Raw genomic sequence first — 21,147 nt, 5'->3', positions numbered from 1 at the left:
AGGGGGGAAGAAAAGTATGCGCCGCTTTCACGATCGCGACGCATCGAATCCTCACATTTTTAAATGCGAATCGACCCCGGCATCGATTGCGTCGCGATGCGCGCAGAATCGGGTAGTTCGCATACCGGAATGGCTGCTCGCCTTGTTGCGCCGCAGCCCCGCGCTTACGCTCGGTGCGATGCGCGTGAGCACCCCGCCCGCGCCCGAATTCGAGGAATCTCCATGTCGCTCCCCGCCAGCGCCGCGAAGTTCGATCCGGCACGCGCGCACGAATACGCCGAACAATCCCGCATCGCGCTCGCCGGCTACGACGCGTGCCACGAACTCGCCGCGTGCATGCTCGCGTCGGCGATCGGTGTACGCGATGCGCGGCTCCTCGTCGTGGGCGCAGGCGGCACGGGGCAGGAAATCTGCGTGCCCGCGGCGCTCGAACCGGGCTGGCAGTTCACGGCCGTCGATCCGTCCGCGCCGATGCTCGCGCTCGCGCGTGCCAACGTCGAAGCGGCGGGGTTCGCCGCCCGCACGCAATTCGTCGAGGCCGGCGTCGACGCACTGCCCGATGCGCCGGCGTTCGACGGCGCGACGCTGATCGGCGTGCTGCATCACGTCCCCGGCGATGCGGCGAAGGCCGCGCTGCTGGATGCGATCGCGCGCCGCCTGAAGCCCGGTGCACCGCTCGTGATCGCGGCCAACTATCGCCGCTATGCGGAGCACCCTCGCCTGCTCGACGCTTGGCAGCAGCGCTGGCGGATGAAGGGCGCGACGCCCGACGCCGTGCGTGCGCAGCTGGCGAAAATCCTGCAGGGCGCCGATCCGCCCGCTGCCGAGGAAACCGTCTTCGCGTTGCTGCACGATGCGGGCTTCGATGCGCCGCTGCGCTTTTTCTCGAGCCTGTTCTGGGGCGCGTGGATCGCGGTGCGGCGCGGCGCGTGACGGCGTAAGTTGGCGCGTGACGACGCGTGACGGCGTAAGTCGGCGTGAGGCGGCGTGAGGCGGCGAGCCGCAGCGTCAGCGCGGCCACCATCCGGACGAGCTTTCCGCTCGAAGCCGCGATGGCGCGTGGCGACGGCGGCACGCATCCGCCGATCGCTCGCTGTCTCGATAGCGAGCCACGCGCGGGCCGCCGACCACCGAGCTCGAGCGCGGCGATCGGTAAGAACGGCTCAAGTCATCCGCGTCAGCTCAGCAACCCTGCCGCGACGTTGATCGACAGCCCGAGCACGGCCATGTTGAAGTAGAACGACAGGATCGACTGCGCGAGCACCGCGCGGCGCGCGGAGCGATTCGCGAGCGACACGTCGGCCGTCTGCGACGCGACCGCGAGCGTAAAGGCGAAATACAGGAAATCCCAGTAGTCGGGCTCGGGGTTGCGGTCGGGAAACCGCAGCGCGCGATCGCTGCTCGGCGAGCCGTAATAGAGCCGCGCATAGTGCAGCGTGAAGATCGTCGGGATCAGGAACCATGCGCCGAACAGCGTCGCGCCCGTGACCGCATAGTGGCCGAGCCCGGCACGAAAGCCGACGTTCTTCGCGGTGGCGAGCTCGATCGCGATCGCGGCGACGCTCGCGACCGTCGCGATGCAGATGACCGTCAGCACGGTCGTCGCGTTCTCGTCCTCGCGGATCGCGATCTCGCGCACCTGGTGGTGATGTGCGGTGACCATGCGCCCCCACATCAGCACGAGATACAGCCAGACCGTGCAATCCCAGCCGATCAGCGCACGCGCGGTCGGTCTCAACTGCAACGGCAGCAGCAACGCGCACAGCACGCCCGCGGCGAAGGCGGCGACCATGCGCGGCCGGTTGCGTAATACCTGCGGATAAAGCGTCATCGTGTGATTCCGAAAGCGGATGGAAAGGGTTCGGCCCGCGTGCGAACGGCCCGCCGGGCAGCGCCGGCGGGTACCGCCCCGATTATCGCCATTCCTGCATGACGTTGCGACTGGCGTGAGCGCCTAAGATATCGGGATGACTCCCGTCCTCTGCCACCATCCCGCGAACGCGGCCGGCCGCGACTTCGTCGTCGGCGATCTGCACGGCTGCGTGGATGTGCTGCGCGCGCTGCTGCACGACATCGGCTTCGATCCGGCTCGCGACCGGCTGTTCTCGGTCGGCGATCTCGTCGACCGCGGCCCCGCGTCCGAAACCGCGCTCGAGCTGCTCGACCGCCCGTGGTGCCACGTGGTGCGCGGCAATCACGAAGAAGTGCTGAGCCTCGTCGCGCGCGGCAAGCTGTCGCACGATGCGTGGCGCGGGATCGGCGGCGACTGGGGCGCCGACCTCCCGCCGGAACGGCTGCACGCGCACGCGGCGCGCGTCGACGCGCTGCCGCTCGTACGCGTGATCGGCGACGGCCCCGCGCGCTTCAACGTGCTGCATGCGGAATTCCTCGGTCCGGACGCCGAACTCGACGCGGGCAGCTATTCGCCCGACGTGCGCGAGCGGCTGATCTGGGGGCGCGACCTGGTCCAGGGGCTCGTCGACCCGGCCCGGCAGGCCGGCCTGTCGCTGACCTGCACCGGCCACACGCCGGTGCGTGCGCCGCAGCGTATCGGCGCGCAATGGTTCATCGACACCGGCGCGTTCGCACCGTCGGGACGCCTGACGATCGTCGAGCCGCGCACGGGCGACACGTGGTCGCTGACGCAGGCCGACGCGCGCGCGCGTCATGCGGGCGACCTGCCGCTGCCTTAGGCCCACGTTCACGCCGATAACGGGCCTGCGCAGGCCGCGGGCCGGCAACCCTCGGCGGACTCACGCTCACGCGCGCGCGTTTGCGTGCGCGAGCACTGCGCTAACCCACCTGGTTCAGCTCGAACACCGCGTCGATCGCGGATCCGTTCCAGTTGTATTCGAGATACGCAGCGTGATGACAATCGCGCAGCAGCGTCGTGCGAAACGCCGCGAGGCACTCGCCGCGCGGGTCGCGCACCGACGGATAGACGATCCCCGCGCCGCCCGCGTTGCGCACCGCGCGGCCGAGTGCCTGCCCCGCGCCGTAATCGAGCGGATCGAGCAGCGCCGGGCTGCGCTGCGGCCACGTGCGCACGTCGGCGACGTCGCCCTGCGCATACACCGTGTAGAGCCGCATCTGCTGACGCATCGGCGCCTCCTTCGTCGCGGCCAGGAACAGCCCGCTGTGATAGCGCGTTTCGGCGATCGCCGTATCGCGCGACCGCCCGCAGTAGAACACGCCGTAGCTGCCGTCCGAGAAGCGGCTGCCCTGCGGATTCAGATGCGTGAACGCGGCCATGATCGGCCCCCAGCCCGTGCCGTAGCGACGCTCCGCCGGCGGCACGAGTTCGAGCGTGCCGACTTCGTTGCGGATGCGATCGTTGGTCAGCGATTCGAGCGCATAGAGCGCATCGAAATCCTCGGCGGACGCGACGCGGTCGAACAGGTTGATGGCTGGAAAACGAGTGGGAATCACGCGATAGGCAGGTGCCCAGTCGACGACGGTCATGGGCCAGTGCTGTACTGCTTCGATCGGCATCGTCACGCCCAGCCACCCCGCATCGCGTCGAGATATTGACGGACGGCGACCAGGTCGCCGACGTTGCCGGCGAGCATCCGGTCGAGCGCGCGCTTGCCGCCGAACGGCGCGGCGTCGTTCGGCCGCTTGACCCAGGTGTCGGCCGCGGCCGGCTGCGGCAGCAGGATCTGCAGCGCCTTGTAGATGCCGAGCAGCAGCGATAGCCGCTCGAGCGTATCGCGCGGCAGGCGCGCCGATTCGGGCGACGCCTTCCACTTGAAGAACGTCGAGCGGCCGGGCGAGCCGAGCAGGACGATCTGTTCGTCGATCGTCAGTTCCCAGTCGCGCGCGATGTTGAAGAACGCGCGCAAGCCGGCCGCCGACATCTGCGCGACCGAAGCCTGCCGCGGGGCGGAATGCGGATCGAAGGCGGGCTGTGACATGATCGTTAGTCTCGAAACGAATTTACTAACAAGATTAGTCCATTTTCGTATTTTTGCAAGGGTCGTCCCCCGACGTGCCGGCATTCCTCCCGAAGGATCGATATTTTTTGTCCATTCTGGACTGCGATTTTATTTTCTGCGTTAATGTCCGTGCGGACAGCGCACCGGGACGCGGTGCGTCCCCGCAGCAACCGTGTCGCCCAGAACCGGATAGACCACGCCAAGGAACCACCATGAAGAGACTGATTGCCGCCGTTTCGATCGCCCTGCTCGCGGTATCGACGGGCCCCGCCGTCGCGAAGGACTGGACCACGCTGCGCTTCGGCACCGACGCCAGCTACGCGCCGTTCGAATCGAAGGCGCCCGACGGCAAGCTCGTCGGCTTCGACATCGACCTCGGCAACGAGATCTGCGCACGGCTGAAAGCGAAGTGCGTGTGGCTCGAGAACGATTTCGACGGGATGATCCCGGCGCTGAAGGCGAAGAAGTTCGACGCGGTGCTGTCGTCGATGTCGATCACGCCGCAGCGTGCGGAACAGATCGGCTTCACGACGAAGATCTACAACCAGCCGACGCGGCTCGTCGCGAAGAAGGGCTCGCCGCTGCTGCCGACGGCCGAATCGCTGAAGGGCAAGTCGATCGGCGTCGAACAGGGCACGACGCAGGAAGCGTATGCGAAGGCGTACTGGGCGAAGCAGGGTGCGAACGTCGTGTCGTACCAGAACCAGGACGGCGTGTATGCGGACCTGACGTCGGGCCGCCTCGACGCCGCGCTGCAGGACGAGGTGCAGGCCGCGATCGGGTTCCTGAAGTCGCCGCGCGGCGCGGGCTACCAGTTCGTCGGGCCCGAACTCGTCGACGAGAAGGTGCTCGGCATCGGCGCCGGTATCGGGCTGCGCAAGGAAGACGCCGACCTGAAGGCGAAGATCGATCGCGCGATCCTCGACATGGTCAAGGACGGCACCTACAAGCGGCTCGCGTCGAAGTACTTCGACTTCGACATCTACGGCGGCTGAAGCGGCGCCGCGCGCGCACGGGTGCGATGCCCGTCGCGCGCGGCCCGACCGCCCCTCCCCTGCTCGCCGGACGGCGACGCCTCCCTGACGTCTGCCGTCGCACCGGTTTCATCGTCCGTATCGCGCAACCGGATGCCGCACATCATTCGCATGGCAAACGGATCGCCTGCGCTGGCGACCGCAGGCGCTCGACGTCGTCAATAAGCGAAGACCGGGCGCCGGGGTATCGGCGCCCGCGTGCACATCCCCATGCGGACCGGATTGGCGAGCGGGAAAGCACCGGCCCGGCGCGGATGACCGGGTATCAGCCGGATCCGCCTCGCACCGGGCGCGGAGAGGTGGCCTGTCGACGCGTGCCGGCCGGCAGCAAGGTGCGCGGTCGACCGGCGATGGGTCGAATCACTGCGATCGCGGCCTGCCGGCCGCGGCGTGTTGAGATCGTTCATTTTTCTACCCCGTATTCGAGTCGTTGCTTGTGCCGGCAACCGGACACCGCCGGTGCTCCGACGATCCGACGACGACGGCCCATGCCGCCCGGAACGGGGCCATGTTGCCCGTCCGGCCGTCATCCCCGCGGACTGCGTCCTAGCCGGTTCTCGAATGGTTCGCTGCCGAACCGGCCGGACGTCGCGTCGTCGACTCTCGCACCCCAACCTGTGCAAGGAGCGCGCCAGCTTCGTTCGGGGCCGGCGGCACAAGCCTTTCATCGGACCAGTGTGCGGCCCGGACGGGCAGGACATGCCGGACGTTGCGAAACTGAAACATGCCGGGCGCGAGCGGCCTCGGTCGCGTGGCGGCAACGCCTTGCCGGACAAGGCGCGCGGACGAGCCGGAAAATTTTCCCGGCCCGGGCCGCGCGTCGCCGCCCGCGTTTGCCGGGGCTTTTTGCACAGCCGCCGGCAGGAAACGTTTCACGCCCTTTACATGCCGCCGGACGCCCGCGCACGGACCGGCCGCGGACGCTTCCGGGCCGCCTTCAGCCGACTCGCTGGTGGTCGGCGTCGTCGGGCGGCGAGCCGTCCTTCCCGCCGTTGTCGCCGGTGTTGTCGTGGTCGTTGAGTCCGTGCTCGATCATCATCCGGTACAGCGTCACGCGCGAGATGCCGAGTTCGGCGGCGGCCTTGTTGATCCGGTGATCGTTGCGCAGCAGCGCGTTCTCGATCGCGACGCGCTCGGCGAGCGAACGCGCCTGCTCGAGGGTCACGGGCTCCGTTTCACCCGGAACCTCGAGCCCGAGATCGTGCGGCGTCAGCAGCCGGCTCTCGGCCATCACGATCGCGCGGCGCACCCGGTTGATCAGCTCGCGCACGTTGCCGGGCCACTCGTAGCGGCGCATCGCGTCGAGCGCGGCCGACGTGAAGCCGCTGATCTTGCGGCCGCTGTCACCCTTGAATTTCTGCAGCACGTAATGCGCGAGGATGTCGATGTCCTTGCCCCGCGCGCGCAGCGGCGGCTCGTGAATGCGCAGCACGCAGAGCCGGTGATAGAGGTCCGCGCGGAAGCGGCCGGCTTCGACCGCGCCGTCGAGGTCCACGTGCGTCGCCGAGATGATCCGCACGTCGACCGGAATCGATTCCTGGCCGCCGAGCCGCTCGATCTTCCCTTCCTGCAGGAAACGCAGCAGGCTCGCCTGGCTTTCGACCGGCATGTCGCCGATTTCATCGAGAAACAGCGTGCCGCCGTTCGCCGATTCGATCCGGCCCGCGCGCCGCTGGTTCGCGCCGGTGAACGCGCCGCGCTCGTAGCCGAACAGTTCCGACTGCAGCAGGTGATGCGGGATCGCGCCGCAGTTGATCGCGACGAACGGCCCCTTGCCGCGTGCCGAGCGCTCGTGGATCGCGAGCGCCGTCAGCTCCTTGCCGGTGCCCGACTCCCCGGAGATGAACACGCTCGCGTCGGTTTTCGCGACCTTGCGGATCGTGCTGAACAGCTGCTGCATCGCTTCGCAGTTGCCGATCATCCCGTGCTCGCCGATCGATGCCGCGTATGCGGCGCCGTCGACGCGATCGAGCGCGGCCATCCCGCGCGCGTGGCCGAGCACGTGCGAAATCCATTCGTACGGCAGCGGCAGCGTCACGTAATCGAAACAATAGCTGCGGATCAGTTCGCGCACGGCAGCGCCGATCGTGATGCCGGCCTGCGCGATGGAAATCCAGCCGATCGCCGGCTGGCTCAGGCACGCCTTCAGCGCGGGATAGTCGCGCGACGTGAAGCCCGAGAAATCGATGAGCCCGGCGGCGACGTTCACGCCGGACGTCATGTTCTGCGCTGCGCCGGCCGTCTTCGCGACCGAGATATCCCAGCCGAGCCCGCGCAGTTGCGCCAGCAACGGCTCGTCCGGCGAACGCATGATCACGAACAGCTTGCGTCCGGCCTCGGGAGCGGTGACGGATACGAGCGGCGTCTCGGACGCCGCCGTCCCGCTTGCGTCGGGTGACCTTGCAACCATCGTTGTTCCCCGCTTGGCGTTGGTATCGTGCGCTGGCTCGCCGCCGCGTCCGACGGACGTCGATCGAACCGACATATTGGCCGCATTTTCGTCCGAATAAAATCCCCCCGGGGAATAATCGCGTGCCGGGCGAACCCTTTCATGAACGGTATATCGACGCCGCCGACGCGCGGCTAGATGGGTGTTATCCCGGTGGCGCGGCGGGCGCGAAGCGAGGCCGGACCAATCGCGAACACCCGACGCCGCGCCGGTGCTGGCGCGCGGGGACGGCACGCGAGGCCGGGCACACGGGATCGGACCGGCGTCACGGGCCGGCACGCCCGGTCGGCCGCACCGGCCCGGTACCCGCAACCGTTTCCGCTTGATGCCGGTCAATCGTCGGATAAAACGGGGATGATGCAGGAATGCAACACGCGCCGGGCAGCGCGGCGAGCGGCTCAGCGTCCCGATGCGAGCGGCGCGAGCGCGTTGGCGCGACCACGGCCGGCCGACGCGCCGTCGTGTTCGCCGTACGCGGCGACGAGCGCGTCGACCCGCGCGAGGTGATGGCGGTTGTCACGGTCCCACGGGTGGAAGCCGGGCCGGAAAAAGCTCAGCCACTCGCCCGCGATCCGCGGAAACAGCCCACGACGCGGCCCGTACAGGAACGCGAGCATGCGCAGCATGCCGCGCACGCGATGCTCGATGTCGCGATCGCGCGACAACAGCGTCGCGTGCAGCAGGAACACAGTCGGCCAGAACGTCAGCGTCGTCAGCAGATAGACGCCGATGCGGATCAGATAACGGCGCAGGCCCGGCTTCATCGCGACGTTCCAGACGTCGAACGACACGGCCTTGTGTTCGGTTTCCTCGAGCGCGTGCCACACCCACATCTGACGGTAGCCGTCGACCGAGCCTTCGAGGCGCGTCGGATCGCGCAGCAGCCAGTCGGCGAGCATGGCCGTGTAGTGCTCGGCGGCGACCGTATGCGCGAGCTGCACCGAATGCGGCAGCTTGCGCTTCATGTAACCGAGCACGGTCCAGATGCGCTTGTCGAGCTTGCGCGCGGGCAGGCGGTTCGCCTGCATCAGCTCGTTGTATTCGACGTGCTCGCGCGTATGCATCGCCTCCTGCCCGATGAAGCCGAGCACCTGCCGCTTCAGCACCGGATCGTCGATCCGGTCGCGATAGTGGCGCACGGAATCCATGAAGAATCGTTCGCCGGCCGGAAACAGCAGCGACAGCGCGTTGAAGAAGTGCGTCACGTGCGGGCCGAGCCCGTGCCAGTCCTTCGCGCGTTCGACCGGCAGGTCGAAGCGCAGGTCGCGGCGCACCGGCATCACCTCGGCCGCGGTGGCGGAAGCGGCTGACTTCATGTTCGTCGTTCTCCTTGTTTCCGGGCGGCCCGGCCGGCCGTTGCGGCCATTGCGACGTACCGGCGCGGCCCGGGCAGCGCATCGCGCAACGCCCGGATCTTGACATCGATAGCTGTAAAGATAGGCGCCGGCGAACGCCGCGCGCAAGCCGCGCGGTAGATGCGCGCTTCCAAACAGGGCACGTTCGGCAACGCGACAAAAGCGGCGTTCGGGTGGCGTTCGGGCGGGTCGCGATTCGAACGCGCGCATCCGTGCGCAACCGGCAGGCGGGCGACGCGCGCGCGAATCGCAATCGGCGCGCAAGCCCCGTGCGACGGGCGTTTGCGGCGTCGCGCGACGTTTTTTCGACGCGACGCCGAGCGGCCGGATAGCGCCGATTCATACGCGCGCGACGTTCGCGCGGCGCAGCCCCTTCGAGCCGGTCCGCGAACGATTCAAACATGCGTTCCATTCGCGTGTCGCGCGAGATGCGTGAGCACCGCCGCGACCGGCGCGCGACAGGCGCGCGGCCGTGCCCTCGCCGCCTGCGGCGGCCCCCTGCGCGCTCGCCTACAATAGCGGTTTTACCCAACCCCTTTCAGGAGAAGTCATGTCTGTCACCACGACCGCATCGGGCCTCAAGATCGAAGAGCTGACCGAAGGCACCGGCGCGGAAGCGCAAGCCGGCCAGACCGTCAGCGTCCACTACACGGGCTGGCTGACCGACGGTCAGAAATTCGACTCGAGCAAGGACCGCAACGACCCGTTCGCGTTCGTGCTCGGCGGCGGCATGGTCATCAAGGGCTGGGACGAAGGCGTGCAGGGCATGAAGGTCGGCGGCGTGCGTCGCCTGACGATCCCGCCGCAACTCGGCTACGGCCCGCGCGGTGCAGGCGGCGTGATCCCGCCGAACGCGACGCTCGTGTTCGAAGTCGAACTGCTCGCCGTCTGACGACGCCGTCGGCCGACGTCCTTCCGATGGAACGCATCCCGTCTCCCGCCATCGCGCTGCGCCGTTACGACACGTGCGAAGCGTCCGACGTGCACGACTTTCACCAGGTCGTGCTCGGCGTCGACGGCGCGATGGTGATGGCGGTGGACGGCGTCGGCCAGCGCATCGACCGGCACGCGGCCTGGCTGATTCCGGCCGGCTCGCGCCACGATTACGCGGGCCTCGGCGACAATCGCCAGCTCGTGCTCGACCTGCCCGCCGCGTCGCTCGCGGTGCCGCAGCGGCTGTTCGACAGCGCGCGTGCCGTGTCGATCGACCCGGCGCTGACGTCGCTCGTCGCGCAGGTCGCGACAGCGGCCGCGCAGCTCGACGGCCCGGCCGGCGACACGCGGCACGCGCATCGCTTCCAGTGGCAGGCCGCCGCGCGTCTGTGCGACGCGCTGCTCGGCGACGCCAGCCTCGCCGCGCCCGCGGCGGGCCTCGATTTCGCGCGCATCGACCGCTGGCTGCGCGCGCGGCTCGCGGAGCCGCTGCGCATCGCCGATCTCGCCGCGCACTGCGGCTACGGGATGCGCCGGTTTCACCAACTGTTCGTCGACGCGTTCGGCGAAACCCCGCATCGCTACCTGCAGCGGCTGCGGCTCGACGCCGCCGTCGTGCTGCTCGCCGACGGCCGCCATCCGCTCGTCGACATCGCCGGCATGGTCGGCTTCGCCGACCAGAGCACCTTCACGCACGCGTTCACGAAGCGCTTCGGCGTCGCGCCGGGGCGCTGGCGCGGCGAACGGCACTGAGCGGCCGGACGCCACCCGTTTTCCTGCAATAGCGAACGCGACTGCGCCGATCGCGCCCCTGCGTCATGGCCGGATGGTTTTCGACAGTCGTTGTCATCGCGCGCCACATCGTGGCGCGCATGAAAGCGGTGCGCATCGGGCGGGGTCTGCAGCCGCTTGAACGGGACTCTCGGCCGCCACCGGGCGCGCGACCGATGCGGCGACGCCGCGCAACGGTAAAGACACGGCCCTTGCGTCGCACGGCGTCCTGGGCACGGCGTCCGGGGTCATCACGCCCGGGGCATCACGTCCGTATCACGCCCGCTCGTCGCCCACTTTCCGCACGACCGTATCCGCCGCCTTCAACGGCCGACCATCGTCGTGCCGCAGCGCGAGCTTGCGGATCGCACGCCCCGTCTTGCGCTCGACCAGGACCGAATGCGGCTCGCCGCGCTCGAACAGGTTCGCCTCGCCCCACTGCCGCAGCATCACGATCACCGGAAACAGCCCCTCGCCCTTCTTCGTCAACGCGTACTCCTGATACGCGCTGCCGTCCGACGCGGGCACGACGTCGAATACGCCCGCGTCCACCAGCATCCTGAGCCGGTCCGACAGGATGTTGCTCGCGACGCCGAGGCTCGCGCGGAAATCGCCGAACCGGCGCACGCCGTCGAACGCGTCGCGCACGATCAGCAACGCCCAGCGATCGCCGACGATATCGGTCGCCCGCGCCACCGGGCACGGCGAATCCGCAAGACTTTTCTGCCTGGCCATGTTGTTCTCCGCTGTCGCGCCGGTCGCCTTCGCGCGCGCCCGGCACGTCGGTGCGCGGGCCCGTTGCCCGCCGCCTCACAAGTTGCATTTTAAAACCACTTTTCCTACACTCACACTGGTTTCAAATTGCAACTACTTAAGCGAGTGCGAGGCAACCCATGGAATCGTCTTGTCGTTCGGAAACCGTCGTGTCCAACGCGACATCGGGTGGCGTGCGCCGGGCCGATGGCGCGCGCGTATCCACGGCGCTCGTCGCGCTGCTGGCCGTCTGCTGCGCGGCAAGCGTCGCCAACGTGTACTACGCGCAGCCGCTGCTCGATTCGATCGCCCGCGATTTCCGCGTATCGCAGGCGACGGTCGGCGGCGTCATCACGGCGACGCAGCTCGGCTGCGCGCTCGCGTTGCTGTTCGTCGTGCCGCTCGGCGACCTGCTGAACCGCAAACGCCTGCTCGCCGTCCAGCTTCTGCTGCTGACGGCGGCCTGCATCGGCGTGGCCGCCGCGTCGACGCGCGTCGCGTTGCTGGCGGGCATGGTCGCGGTCGGGCTGCTCGGCACCGCGATGACGCAAGGGCTGATCGCCTGCTCGGCCGCGCTTGCGGGGGCCGGCGAGCGCGGCCGCGTGGTCGGCGCGGCACAGGGCGGCGTCGTCATCGGTCTGCTGGCCGCACGTTCGCTGGCGGGTGTCGTCACGGATATCGCCGGCTGGCGTGCGGTCTACCTGGTGTCGGGCGCACTTGCGATCGTGATGCTGATCGCGCTGGCGCGGCTGTTGCCCGATGCGGACGCGCCGCGCGAGCGCATCGGCTACGCAGCGCTGCTCGGTTCGATGGTCACGCTGCTGCGCAACGAGCGCGTGCTGCGTGTGCGCGGGGCGATCGCGCTGCTGATGTTCGCGGCGTTCAGCATCTTCTGGAGCGCGCTCGTGCTGCCGCTGAGCGCGCCGCCGCACGTGATGTCGCATACGCAGATCGGCGCATTCGGGCTCGTCGGCGCACTGGGTGCGGCGGCCGCCGCGCGCGCGGGCCGGCTCGCGGATCGCGGGCTCGGCGAAGCGACGACCGGCGCCGCGCTCGCACTGCTCGCATGCTCGTGGCTGCCGCTCGCGTTCACCGGTACGTCGATCGCACTGCTGGTCGTCGGCATCGTGCTGCTCGACGTCGGCGGGCAGGCCGTCCATGTCGTGAACCAGAGCATGATCCTCGGCGCGCGGCCCGATGCGCATGCGCGCCTCGTCGGCTGCTACATGCTGTTCTATTCGATCGGTAGCGGACTCGGCGCGATCGCGTCGACGATGACGTATGCGCACGCGGGATGGATCGGTGTCTGCGGGCTCGGCGCGGCGGTCAGCGCGGCCGCGTTCGGCGTATGGGCCGTGACGCTCGGGCGTGCCTGAACGAAGCGTGTCGAGCACGGAGCGCGGGCGCCGCATGCCCGGCTTCGAACGACAAAAGGCCGGCTCGCCCGGATCGGGCGGCCGGCCTGCGAACCGGACGTGTATGCCGGCTCGACCGTCGCGGCGACGCGCCGCGTTCGCTTACCCCGCCGCCTGGATCGCCTCTTCGTACACGCCGGCGACGCGTCGCGCGATCACCGCGTTGTCGAAATGGTCGCGCGCGTAGCGCTTGCACGCCGCTTCGTCCGGCAACGCGATCGCGCCCGACAGCGCGCCGCCGAGCCCTTCCGCGATCGCGTCCGCGCCCGTCGACGGCAGCACGAGGTCGTTGGACAGCCCGGCGACCGCCTCCGGCAGCCCGCCGACCGGCGTGACCAGCACCGGCGTGCCGGACGCGAGCGATTCGACGGTGATCAGCCCGAAGCCTTCGAGCGCGACGGTCGGCACGACGCTGACCGTCGCCGCGCGGTATAGCGCCGCGAGATGGTTGTCGGGCACGAAACCGAGCAGCTTCACGTTGTCCTGCAGCCCGGCTTCGTCGATGCGCTGCTGCAGTTCCTCCCCGATCTTGCCCTTGCCGGCGATCAGCAGCAGCACGTCCGGGTGACGATGCTTGACGAGGCCGATCGCGTCGATCAGGTCCTCCAGCCCCATGCGCCGCACGAGCCGGCGCACGGCCAGCACGATCGGCCGGTCCTGCGGCAGTTGCAGCTTGTGCCGCGCCTCGGCCGGCGTGAGCGGCGTGTCGAACTGCGCGGTATCGACGCAGCCGGGAATCACGCGCACGCGCGACGGATCGATCCCGTAGCGGTTCGTCAGGATCTGGCCGAACGCCTGCGACAGCACGATCAGGCGCGACGAGCGCGTATAGACGGCCTGTTCGAGATAGCGCTTCGCGCGCTGCCCGAGCGATGCGGCGCCCTCGACCTGGCTTTCGTCGGCCCACGGCCCCTGGAAGTGCGACACCTGCGGAATCCCGCGCGTGACGTCGAGCCCCGGGAACGTGTACAGCGCGAAGTGCGACGAAATCACGTCCGGCCGCTCGCTGCGGATCTCGTCGCGCAGCGCGCGGCGCGCGGCGAGCATGCGGCGCGCGAGCGGCTGCGACGCAGGTCCGAAGCCCTGGATCGCACCGCCCGTGTCGTCGGCGACCTTCGGCGAGCCGGCGACGAGCCCGCGCACCGCGACGCCCGCGCCCGGCAGCGCGCCGACGAGCGAGTAGTACATCCGGTCGAGGCCGCCCGCGCGTTCGGGGAACCAGTGCATGCCGATTTGCAACGATTTGATCGGCCGGGAAGATTGAGACGTCACGGTTGCTCCTGCGTGATTGCATGCTCGACCCGCTCGAAGGCGGACGGCTGCGTGGGTTGGCCGATGCGCCGGTAAAGCGCGACGTACTGGGCGCCCATGTGGGCCCAGCCGAAACGGGTCATCAGTTCGCGGGCCGCGTCGCCCATCGCGCGACAGGTGTCGCGCGACGCCGCGAGCGAGCCGATCGCCTGCGCGAGCGCGGCCGGATCGTCCGGGTCTTCCAGCACGATCCCGCAATCTCGCGTGATGATCTCCGCGCCGCCGGCGGTGCGCGCGGTGACGACCGGCAGCCCGGCCGCCATCGCTTCCAGCAGCGACAGGCTCATCGCTTCGTAGCGCGAAGGAAACACATACGCGTCGACCGAGCGCATCAGCGTCGGCATGTTCTTCACGAGCCCGAGGAAATGCACGCGCGACGCGATGCCGAGCGCGCGCGCCTCGTCCGGATACGGGCTGCCGGGCAGATAGCCGGCCACCGCGAGATGGACGTTCGCCGGCAGTTTCGTCAGCGCCTTCAGCACGGTGCCGAGGTTCTTGCGCGGCGTGCGCAGGTCGCCGACGAACAGCAGCAGGAACGCGTCGTCCGGCAGCTTGAACGCAGCGCGATCGGGCTGCGCGCCCGCGAACGCGCTGCCGTCGACGCCGTTGTAGATCACGCTGATCTTGCGGCTGTCGATGCCGAGCCCGGCGATCTCGTCGGCCACCTTCTGCGACACGGCCGTGATCGCGCGCGAACGCTTGTACGCCCAGCGCTCGAGCGCCGTATTCACGCGCGTATAGACGTACTGGTACGCCGACCACAGCCCCTTCGTCGGGCCGAACGGGTAGTACGGGCTCTTGAACCAGCCGCCGTGCACGAAGTGCGCGGTGTTCACGTCGGCCTTGATCCACGAGATGAAGCCGTTCACGTGCAGCACGTCGTATTCGCCGCGATGCGCGCGCAGCCAGGCCGCGCTCTTGAGCGCGAACACCTGCTGCTTGACGAGATTCGACGGCCAGAAACCGCCGACCTTGACCGGCACCCAGCGCACGCGCGGGTCGGCCAGCAGCTCGGGCGCGACGTGCGACGCGACCAGCGTGACCTCGTAGTGTTCTGCCAGCGCCGCGCGCGCGATTTCGTAATTGACGCGGCCCTGCCCGTCGTTATGTCGCACGACGTGCGTGACGATCGCGATTCTCAATGGTCGCCTCCCCGTGAACGCGCGGCGGCCAGCAGGCGCTGTGCCTTTTGCCAGTGCGCCGCGGATAGTATGGAAAAAATGGCCGTGAACAGCAGCAGGCCGCCCGTGCCGATCAGCGAGTTCGTGAACACGAGCATCGCGAACACCGACAGGCACAGGCTCAGGCATGCGCCGACGAACTTGTCCTTGCGCAGCTTGAACGCCGCGCGCAGCGTGCGGGCGAGCAGCATCACGACACCCGACAGGTACAGCAGCGTGCCGGGCCAGCCGAGCACGAACGGCACGTTCATCACGCCGCTGTCGAAGCTGCCGTACTTGCCGAGCTCGCCGCTGTCGCTCGACAGCTTGGTGGACGCGCCGGTCGCGCCCATCCCTTCGCCGGCGACGTCGGTGAACGCCGTTTGCGCGAAGGTTGCGTAGAACTTGTTGCGGTCGTCGTAGCTGCGGTCGTCCTTCAGGTTCGTGATCGACTGCAGGCGCGCGCCGAGCCGGTCGGCCACCGGCCCGACGGTCAGGAGCGGCACGCACAGCCCGACCAGCACGACCCCGCTGATCAGGATCCGCATCCGTACGCGGTTGCTCGACTGCACGAGCTGGATCGCAAGCGCGATCACCCAGCCGCCCCAGGTCGAGCGCACGAGACACAGCGCGAACGACACGAAGCCGGCGGCGCCCGCGAACCAGCGGACCTTCTGCGGCGCCGCGAACACGAACACCAGCGCGCCCATGATCGCGAACGCGAACGGCCCCGACGAGTTCATCGTGCTGAAGACCCGCACGCCGTACGGCACCGGCTCGCCCTGCGAACCCATGTCCGAGCCGATCATCCACAGCACGTCCCACTGCGGCATCACGAAGTACTGCACGACCCCGTACACGCCCATCACGAGCATGCCCCACATGAACGTGGACAGCAGCACGTCGCGGTACTCGGGATAGTCGCGCGCGTTGACCATGATGTGAAAGCCGATCAGCACCGGGTACACCCAGTTCGCGAGGTCGTAGGTCGCGGCCATCACGCCGCTCGACACGATCCCGACGAGGTACGCGTACGTCAGCCCGAACAACATCAGCAGCACGGGAATCCCGCGCCGCTGGGCAAGCACGCGGTAATGCCTGAGCAGCCCCAAGCCGGCGATCATCGTCACAGCGAGCGGCGCGACCTGGATCAGGCTCGTCGGCGTGAACGCGCCCTTCGACCAGTCGGCGAGACGCCGCACTTCGGGGCTCAGGAACCACACCCACCACATGAAGCCGACGTAGCGCGCCGGGCTCTTGAAATACAGCCAGATGCCGACCGCGATCGCCAGCACCGGAAACGCGAGCGTCAGCACCTTGCCCTGGTGAATGGCGATCAGCGCGGCGGTCAACGTCCACAGCCCGGCCTGCCCGACCCAGTGCTTCGGTTCGGGTAACCGGCTGCGGTTGCGCGACGGTGCGCGTTCGGCGGTAATCGTACTCATCGATCCGCTCTCACCGCGACGACGGGCGCGAATCCGCGAGCGGCATCGCGAGACCGGCGGCCGCCGGCGTGCGACGCCGGCGCAGCAGGTCGCGTGTGATCCGCACGTGCTGCTCGGCGAACGCCTGCGTGGTCAGGTCGCGCTCGCGCAGGCACGCGGCCGCGGCACGCGCGCATTCGAGCGCGGCGGCCGGATCGGCCACGAAGCGATCGGCGGCCTGGCGCATCGCCGCTGCGTCGAACGCCGGCACGTAGGCGGCCGTGTCGTGCGGGAAGTAGTCGCTGAGGCCGCCCACGTCGGACACGATCATCGGCTTGCCGACCGCCGCCGCCTCGAGCATCACGGTGATGCCCGACGCATGGAAGTTCGGCCGCAGCGGCACGACGATCACGTCGGCCCATGCGTACAGCTCGTGCTGCTTCGCGAGGCCCGATGCCGAGCCGATCTTCACGTTCGGCGCATGCCACTCGCGCGGCACGCGGCGGCGCGTCGCGAGCCGCACGTCGTAGCGCTCGTCGCCGCCGAACGCGGCGAGGAACGTGCGCCAGTCGCGGTCGCGGTCGTTGCCGATCGCGGCGATCCGCAGCGGCCGGTTCGGCTTCCATTGCCGCGGTTCGGCCGGCGGGAAGTCCTGCGTGTTCAGCCCGTAGTAGACGAACTCGGCTTCGCGCCCGAGATAGCGGCGGCACAGCTCGGCGTTGTCGCGGGCGAGCGTCGTCAGCGCGTCGGCGCGCGCGAGCAGCTTGCGGTACAGCCAGCGGCGCGGGCCGCCGAAGGTGTTCCACTTGTCGAACAGCCACACGCTCTGCGCGAGCAGCAGCGGGCGCTTGCCCTGCGCGCCGGCGAGCTTCAGGACCAGCGCGGCGGCGAGGTGCTCCTGCTCGGTGTGCGTCCAGATCACGTCCGTGCTCAGCAGCGCGGCGCGATTGCGCCATGCGTGCACGACGTCGAAGCCGAGCGCCGCCTTCAGCGCACGGCGCGCGAGGCTCGCGACGCGGTTCTCGCGGCGGTCCTGCGAATAGGTCAGCCGGAATTCGTCGGATTCCGCGTGGTGATAGCCGTACAGGCAGCCGATGTTCTCGCCTTGTCGATAGGTACGCGGATCGGCACCGTAAAACAGGTGAACGTGAACCTTCGTCGAAGTCATGTCAGCCTCCGCCAGGCCGTCGGATGCACCGACGGGCAAGCTTCAGGGAGCTGGAGGGGCTGCGCCCCTCCAAGCGAATCAAGTGAGCGCGGGAGTCGGACCATTTCATGCCCTTCGCGGGTGGCCGTGCATCGTGCGCGCGGCCCGTTCAAGACGTCACCGGCGGCATCGCCGCACGGTGGGGGGCAAGATTCGCGCGGCGCGCCTCGCGCGCGCCGCGGCGCACCGCGCGCCAGTGGTCGCGCACGCGGTCGCGCCGCGCGGTGTGCAGCGACAGCAGCACGTGCGCGAAACCCGGGTAGACGCGCGTGCCGACCAGCGTCCACCACCACCACGCGATCTCGCGCCGCAGCGGCGGCAGATGCTCGCGCAGGATCAGGTGCAGGTTGTACGCGCCGTTGCTGATCGCATTCAGCGACGCGGCGTCGCGCCGGTCGTCGTCGAAACGCTCGGCCGGAAAATGGTCGACCGCGATCGCCGGGTCGTAGACGAGCTTCCAGCCGTCGCGCTGCACGTGCATGCTGAAACCCATGTCGTTGTGCACCTGCGCACCGGCGCCGCGCAGCCGCGTGTCGAAGCGCAGCCGCTCGATCGCGGCACGGCGGTAGCTCATGTTCGCGCCCTTGAGCATGTCGACTTCGCGCGCGCCGCCGACGCCCAGGTGATGGTTGCCGACGATCTTGCCGGACAGTGTGAGCTGGCCGACGAGTTCGCGCGATTCGTCGAGCACGCGACCCTTCTCGTGCACCCAGTCGCGGCCGCCCACCGCGCCGACGCGCGGGTCGGCGAGGAACACGGCCTCGATGCGCGCGAGCCAGTCGGCGTGCGGCGCCGCGTCGTCGTCGGTGATCGCGACGATGTCGCCATGCGCCGAGTCGAGCCCCTTGTTCAGCGCGGCGACCTGCCCCGGCACGTCGACCGGCACGATCCGCAGCGGCAGCGCGCCGCCGACCGACGGATCGGCGAGGCGCTCGTGCGTGGCATCGTCCTCCGGGCGCGCGACGACGATCACCTCGTCGGGCAGCCGCGCCTGGCGCTGCAGCGCCAGCAGGCAGCGCGCGAGGTCGGCGGGACGCCGGTAGGTCGGAACGAGCACGGAAATTTTCATCGAAAGTTCTCCAGTCGGCCGGGCCGATGCGGCTCGCGCCGGCCCGGTTTCGTGCAATGCGGTCAGGCGCTCAGGTATTCGTGGACGGCCGCATAACCGCGGCCGTAGCCGCGTGCCTTCGGCGGCACGCCGTTGAAGATCCCGCCTTCCAGATCGACGCCCGCGGTGCGCAGGCGCTTGATCGCGTCGGCGATCTCGCCTTCGGTATGCATGCCCGAGCGCAGCACCAGGAAGGTCGCGCCGGCCATGCGGCCGATGATGGTCGCGTCGGTCACCGCCAGCACCGGCGGCGAGTCGATCAGCACGACGTCGTAGCGCTTGCCGAGCCCTTCCAGGTATTGCGGCAGACGGGCCGACATCAGCAGTTCCGACGGGTTCGGCGGGCGCGTGCCGGCCGAGATGAACGACAGGCCCTGCACCGGCGTCTCGCGGATCGCGTCCTCGAGCGACGACTGGTCGCTCAGCAGCTCGGACAGGCCCGGCTGCGCGGTGAGGCCGAAGTAGCGGTCGAGCATGCCGCGCCGCATGTCGGCGTCGACCAGCAGCACACGCTTGCCGGAATGCGCGAGCAGCACCGCGAGGTTGACCGTCAGGAAGCTCTTGCCGATGCCCGGCGTCGGGCCGGTCAGCACGACCACGCGGTTCTTCGCGTCCATCATCGCGAACTGCATCGCGGTGCGCAGGCTGCGCATGCTTTCGACGCTCAGGTCCTTCGGACGCAGGCTCGCGAGGATCGGCCGCGCGCGGCCGCCGCCCTTCTCGGCCATGGCGTCGAGCTTCACCTGCTCGGCGCTTTGCGGCACCAGCCCGTACAGCGGCAGGTTGAACGTGCGCTCGACGCGGTCCGGATCCTCGATGCCCTGGAACAGGTTGCGACGCAGGAACACGATGCCGGTGCCGAGGATCAGCCCGAGGAACACCGCCGCCGACAGGATCAGCACCTTCTTCGGCTTGACCGGATCGCCCGGGCGCAGCGCCGAATCGACGAGGTGGATGTTGCCGCCCGTGCCGGCCTTCTGCACCGACAGCTCCTGCACGCGGTTCAGCAGCAGCACGTAGATGTCCTCGGCCACCTTCGCGTCACGCTGGAGCTGGACGGCCTTCACTTCGGTGGCCGGCAGGCTGCGGAAGCGGTTGCTGAACTTGTCCTTCTCGCCCTGCAGTTCCGCGAGCTGCTGCTTCGCGGCGATCACCATCGGGTGCGAATCGGTGAAGCGCTGCGCGAGCGACGCGAGCTGCAGGCGCTGCGCGGCGATCTGCTGCTCGTACTGCACGCTGCCTTCGAGGTAGACCTTCGCCTCGTCGCTCGCGTTGATCGAGCCGGACGTGCGCTGGTACTGCGTCAGTGCGGCTTCCGCGCGCTCGAGGTCGGACTTCAGGCGCGGTTCCTCGCCCTTCAGGAAGTCGAGCATCTTGGTCGCTTCGGCCTGCTTCGCGATCACGTGCTGGTTCAGGTACGACTGCGCGAGCGCGTTCGCGATCGCGGCGGTCTGGTCCGGGTCCTTGCCTTCGAGCGAGATCTGGACGACGCCCGTCTGCTTGCCCTGCTCGGACACCTGGATGCCCGACTGGAAGCCGGTGATCGCATCGAGATCGTTGTAGCGGACCACCGTGAATTGCGTGCCCGGACGCGCGACGAGCTTCTGCACGAGCAGCGTCACGCCGCCTGCCTGCTCCGATTCGCCGACACGGCCCGACAGAAGACGGTTGCCGTTCTGGTCGACCAGCGTGTAGGTGCCGTTCGGGCCGGCCGTCAGCGTCAGCTTCTTGCCTTCGAGCGCGGGCACGACGTTGATCGTGTCGATGTCGGCGACTTCGCCGCCCCATGCGTACGAGCGCAGGCCGAACCACGCACGCGCCGGTTCGCCCGGCGTCGCGACGCGCGCGGCCAGGCTGCCGAGCACCGGCAGCGTCTTCGGCGCGACCGAGAAGTTCAGCTTGAACTGCTCGACGACCGGCGCGACGACGCCGCGGCTCTTGATGATCTCGATTTCCGCTTCGGTCGGCGCCTGCTGCGGACCGCTGTTGATCATCGCGCCCGTCTGCGTCTGGGTGAGCGCCTGCGACGTGTTGTCGTTGCCCTCGACCCGCACGTGCACGTCGGCCTGATAGACCGGCTTCGCGATGTAGCAGTACAGGCCGGCCATCGCGATGACGGTCACCGCGATGCCGAGCAGCAGCCAGATGTCGTCCATGAGCACCTGGAGCAGCTGGCCGAGGACGACGTCCTCTTCCTCGGTTTTCGCGGTCAGATCCGCGTAGGAGTGTTTCGCTTGCGTGTTCACCATTCGTTCCCGCTTGAGTGGTGCCGGGGGGCAGGCGCCGCCCCGG

At 69.0% G+C, this 21,147-nt stretch carries 18 protein-coding genes; 6 read left to right on the top strand and 12 right to left on the bottom strand.

The features are described from left to right. Positions 1-222: 222 nt before the first annotated feature. A complete protein-coding gene (locus tag DIE04_RS25770; RefSeq protein WP_124486448.1) occupies positions 223-933 on the top strand; it encodes a class I SAM-dependent methyltransferase in 711 nt (236 codons plus the stop codon). Between the two features lie 244 nt (positions 934-1,177). Here DIE04_RS25770 and DIE04_RS25760 read toward each other — a convergent pair whose 3' ends face one another. Then, positions 1,178-1,831 (bottom strand): DUF1345 domain-containing protein, encoded by a 654-nt coding sequence (locus DIE04_RS25760; RefSeq protein WP_124486449.1) that lies wholly within the window; start codon positions 1,829-1,831, stop codon positions 1,178-1,180. 136 nt (positions 1,832-1,967) lie between these two features. Between DIE04_RS25760 and DIE04_RS25755 the strand changes: the two genes are divergently transcribed. After that, entirely contained in the window at positions 1,968-2,693 is a 726-nt protein-coding gene (locus tag DIE04_RS25755; protein ID WP_044846585.1) for a metallophosphoesterase, read from the top strand. A 100-nt stretch (positions 2,694-2,793) separates the two neighbouring features. Here DIE04_RS25755 and DIE04_RS25750 read toward each other — a convergent pair whose 3' ends face one another. Together DIE04_RS25750 and DIE04_RS25745 are read right to left on the bottom strand one after the other, a co-directional pair. Further along, positions 2,794-3,492 carry an RES family NAD+ phosphorylase gene (locus tag DIE04_RS25750; protein WP_124486450.1) on the bottom strand — a complete coding sequence of 233 codons (699 nt, stop codon included), beginning with the start codon at positions 3,490-3,492 and terminating at the stop codon, positions 2,794-2,796. 2 nt (positions 3,493-3,494) lie between these two features. Next, complete coding sequence (locus DIE04_RS25745; protein ID WP_044846587.1) at positions 3,495-3,914, bottom strand: MbcA/ParS/Xre antitoxin family protein; 420 nt, start codon at positions 3,912-3,914, stop codon at positions 3,495-3,497. Positions 3,915-4,147: 233 nt separating this feature from the next. Between DIE04_RS25745 and DIE04_RS25740 the strand changes: the two genes are divergently transcribed. Next, positions 4,148-4,930, top strand: a complete 783-nt coding sequence (locus tag DIE04_RS25740; RefSeq protein ID WP_124486451.1) for an ABC transporter substrate-binding protein — start codon at positions 4,148-4,150, stop codon at positions 4,928-4,930. Positions 4,931-5,906: 976 nt separating this feature from the next. Here the strand turns inward: DIE04_RS25740 and DIE04_RS25730 are convergent. Further along, positions 5,907-7,379 (bottom strand): sigma-54 dependent transcriptional regulator, encoded by a 1,473-nt coding sequence (locus DIE04_RS25730; protein WP_124486452.1) that lies wholly within the window; start codon positions 7,377-7,379, stop codon positions 5,907-5,909. Positions 7,380-7,816: 437 nt separating this feature from the next. Continuing rightward, positions 7,817-8,734 carry a metal-dependent hydrolase gene (locus DIE04_RS25720; protein WP_124522642.1) on the bottom strand — a complete coding sequence of 306 codons (918 nt, stop codon included), beginning with the start codon at positions 8,732-8,734 and terminating at the stop codon, positions 7,817-7,819. 589 nt (positions 8,735-9,323) lie between these two features. On the opposite strand from DIE04_RS25720, the gene DIE04_RS25715 reads away from it, so the two are divergent. Both DIE04_RS25715 and DIE04_RS25710 read left to right on the top strand, forming a co-directional pair. Beyond that, a complete protein-coding gene (locus tag DIE04_RS25715) occupies positions 9,324-9,665 on the top strand; it encodes an FKBP-type peptidyl-prolyl cis-trans isomerase (RefSeq protein WP_044846591.1) in 342 nt (113 codons plus the stop codon). 26 nt (positions 9,666-9,691) lie between these two features. Further along, complete coding sequence (locus tag DIE04_RS25710; RefSeq protein WP_124522640.1) at positions 9,692-10,459, top strand: AraC family transcriptional regulator; 768 nt, start codon at positions 9,692-9,694, stop codon at positions 10,457-10,459. Positions 10,460-10,753: 294 nt separating this feature from the next. Here the strand turns inward: DIE04_RS25710 and DIE04_RS25705 are convergent, their stop codons facing one another. Continuing rightward, positions 10,754-11,212, bottom strand: coding sequence for a helix-turn-helix domain-containing protein (locus tag DIE04_RS25705; protein ID WP_124522638.1), 459 nt, complete (start codon positions 11,210-11,212; stop codon positions 10,754-10,756). A 158-nt stretch (positions 11,213-11,370) separates the two neighbouring features. Here DIE04_RS25705 and DIE04_RS25700 point away from each other — a divergent pair, with 158 nt between their 5' ends. Further along, on the top strand, positions 11,371-12,606 hold the full coding sequence (locus tag DIE04_RS25700; protein WP_124522636.1) for an MFS transporter: 1,236 nt from the start codon (positions 11,371-11,373) through the stop codon (positions 12,604-12,606). Between the two features lie 141 nt (positions 12,607-12,747). On the opposite strand, the gene DIE04_RS25695 is transcribed toward DIE04_RS25700, so the two are convergent. The 6 genes from DIE04_RS25695 to DIE04_RS25670 all read right to left on the bottom strand — a co-directional run bounded on the left by DIE04_RS25695 (position 12,748) and on the right by DIE04_RS25670 (position 21,104). Next, positions 12,748-13,872 carry a glycosyltransferase family 4 protein gene (locus DIE04_RS25695; RefSeq protein WP_124486456.1) on the bottom strand — a complete coding sequence of 375 codons (1,125 nt, stop codon included), beginning with the start codon at positions 13,870-13,872 and terminating at the stop codon, positions 12,748-12,750. Between the two features lie 41 nt (positions 13,873-13,913). Further along, the gene (locus DIE04_RS25690; protein WP_124522634.1) at positions 13,914-15,098 is read right to left on the bottom strand and encodes a glycosyltransferase family 4 protein; all 1,185 of its coding nucleotides are present in this window, start codon (positions 15,096-15,098) and stop codon (positions 13,914-13,916) included. Next, the gene (locus tag DIE04_RS25685; protein ID WP_124522632.1) at positions 15,095-16,561 is read right to left on the bottom strand and encodes an O-antigen ligase; all 1,467 of its coding nucleotides are present in this window, start codon (positions 16,559-16,561) and stop codon (positions 15,095-15,097) included. The genes DIE04_RS25690 and DIE04_RS25685 overlap by 4 nt, the downstream gene beginning before the upstream one ends. Positions 16,562-16,571: 10 nt before the next feature. Further along, positions 16,572-17,708, bottom strand: coding sequence for a glycosyltransferase family 4 protein (locus DIE04_RS25680; protein ID WP_124522630.1), 1,137 nt, complete (start codon positions 17,706-17,708; stop codon positions 16,572-16,574). Between the two features lie 148 nt (positions 17,709-17,856). Then, positions 17,857-18,816 (bottom strand): glycosyltransferase family 2 protein, encoded by a 960-nt coding sequence (locus tag DIE04_RS25675; protein WP_044846599.1) that lies wholly within the window; start codon positions 18,814-18,816, stop codon positions 17,857-17,859. 62 nt (positions 18,817-18,878) lie between these two features. Beyond that, a complete protein-coding gene (locus tag DIE04_RS25670; protein ID WP_044846600.1) occupies positions 18,879-21,104 on the bottom strand; it encodes a polysaccharide biosynthesis tyrosine autokinase in 2,226 nt (741 codons plus the stop codon). Positions 21,105-21,147: the final 43 nt, after the last annotated feature.

The sequence above is a fragment of the Burkholderia sp. Bp8994 genome (genome assembly GCF_003853805.1).
GTDB lineage: Bacteria > Pseudomonadota > Gammaproteobacteria > Burkholderiales > Burkholderiaceae > Burkholderia.
Note: the sequence above shows the minus strand (reverse complement) of the source record. Positions and strands in the feature narration are given on the sequence as shown.

Excerpts from the sequence above, each read along its gene's own strand:
- DIE04_RS25770 (WP_124486448.1), top strand. The coding sequence starts at position 223 with ATGTCGCTCCCCGCCAGCGCCGCGAAGTTCGATCCGGCACGCGCGCAC.
- DIE04_RS25760 (WP_124486449.1), bottom strand. The coding sequence starts at position 1,831 with ATGACGCTTTATCCGCAGGTATTACGCAACCGGCCGCGCATGGTCGCC.
- DIE04_RS25755 (WP_044846585.1), top strand. The coding sequence starts at position 1,968 with ATGACTCCCGTCCTCTGCCACCATCCCGCGAACGCGGCCGGCCGCGAC.
- DIE04_RS25750 (WP_124486450.1), bottom strand. The coding sequence starts at position 3,492 with ATGCCGATCGAAGCAGTACAGCACTGGCCCATGACCGTCGTCGACTGG.
- DIE04_RS25745 (WP_044846587.1), bottom strand. The coding sequence starts at position 3,914 with ATGTCACAGCCCGCCTTCGATCCGCATTCCGCCCCGCGGCAGGCTTCG.
- DIE04_RS25740 (WP_124486451.1), top strand. The coding sequence starts at position 4,148 with ATGAAGAGACTGATTGCCGCCGTTTCGATCGCCCTGCTCGCGGTATCG.
- DIE04_RS25730 (WP_124486452.1), bottom strand. The coding sequence starts at position 7,379 with ATGGTTGCAAGGTCACCCGACGCAAGCGGGACGGCGGCGTCCGAGACG.
- DIE04_RS25720 (WP_124522642.1), bottom strand. The coding sequence starts at position 8,734 with ATGAAGTCAGCCGCTTCCGCCACCGCGGCCGAGGTGATGCCGGTGCGC.
- DIE04_RS25715 (WP_044846591.1), top strand. The coding sequence starts at position 9,324 with ATGTCTGTCACCACGACCGCATCGGGCCTCAAGATCGAAGAGCTGACC.
- DIE04_RS25710 (WP_124522640.1), top strand. The coding sequence starts at position 9,692 with ATGGAACGCATCCCGTCTCCCGCCATCGCGCTGCGCCGTTACGACACG.
- DIE04_RS25705 (WP_124522638.1), bottom strand. The coding sequence starts at position 11,212 with ATGGCCAGGCAGAAAAGTCTTGCGGATTCGCCGTGCCCGGTGGCGCGG.
- DIE04_RS25700 (WP_124522636.1), top strand. The coding sequence starts at position 11,371 with ATGGAATCGTCTTGTCGTTCGGAAACCGTCGTGTCCAACGCGACATCG.
- DIE04_RS25695 (WP_124486456.1), bottom strand. The coding sequence starts at position 13,872 with ATGCACTGGTTCCCCGAACGCGCGGGCGGCCTCGACCGGATGTACTAC.
- DIE04_RS25685 (WP_124522632.1), bottom strand. The coding sequence starts at position 16,561 with ATGAGTACGATTACCGCCGAACGCGCACCGTCGCGCAACCGCAGCCGG.
- DIE04_RS25680 (WP_124522630.1), bottom strand. The coding sequence starts at position 17,708 with ATGACTTCGACGAAGGTTCACGTTCACCTGTTTTACGGTGCCGATCCG.
- DIE04_RS25675 (WP_044846599.1), bottom strand. The coding sequence starts at position 18,816 with ATGAAAATTTCCGTGCTCGTTCCGACCTACCGGCGTCCCGCCGACCTC.
- DIE04_RS25670 (WP_044846600.1), bottom strand. The coding sequence starts at position 21,104 with ATGGTGAACACGCAAGCGAAACACTCCTACGCGGATCTGACCGCGAAA.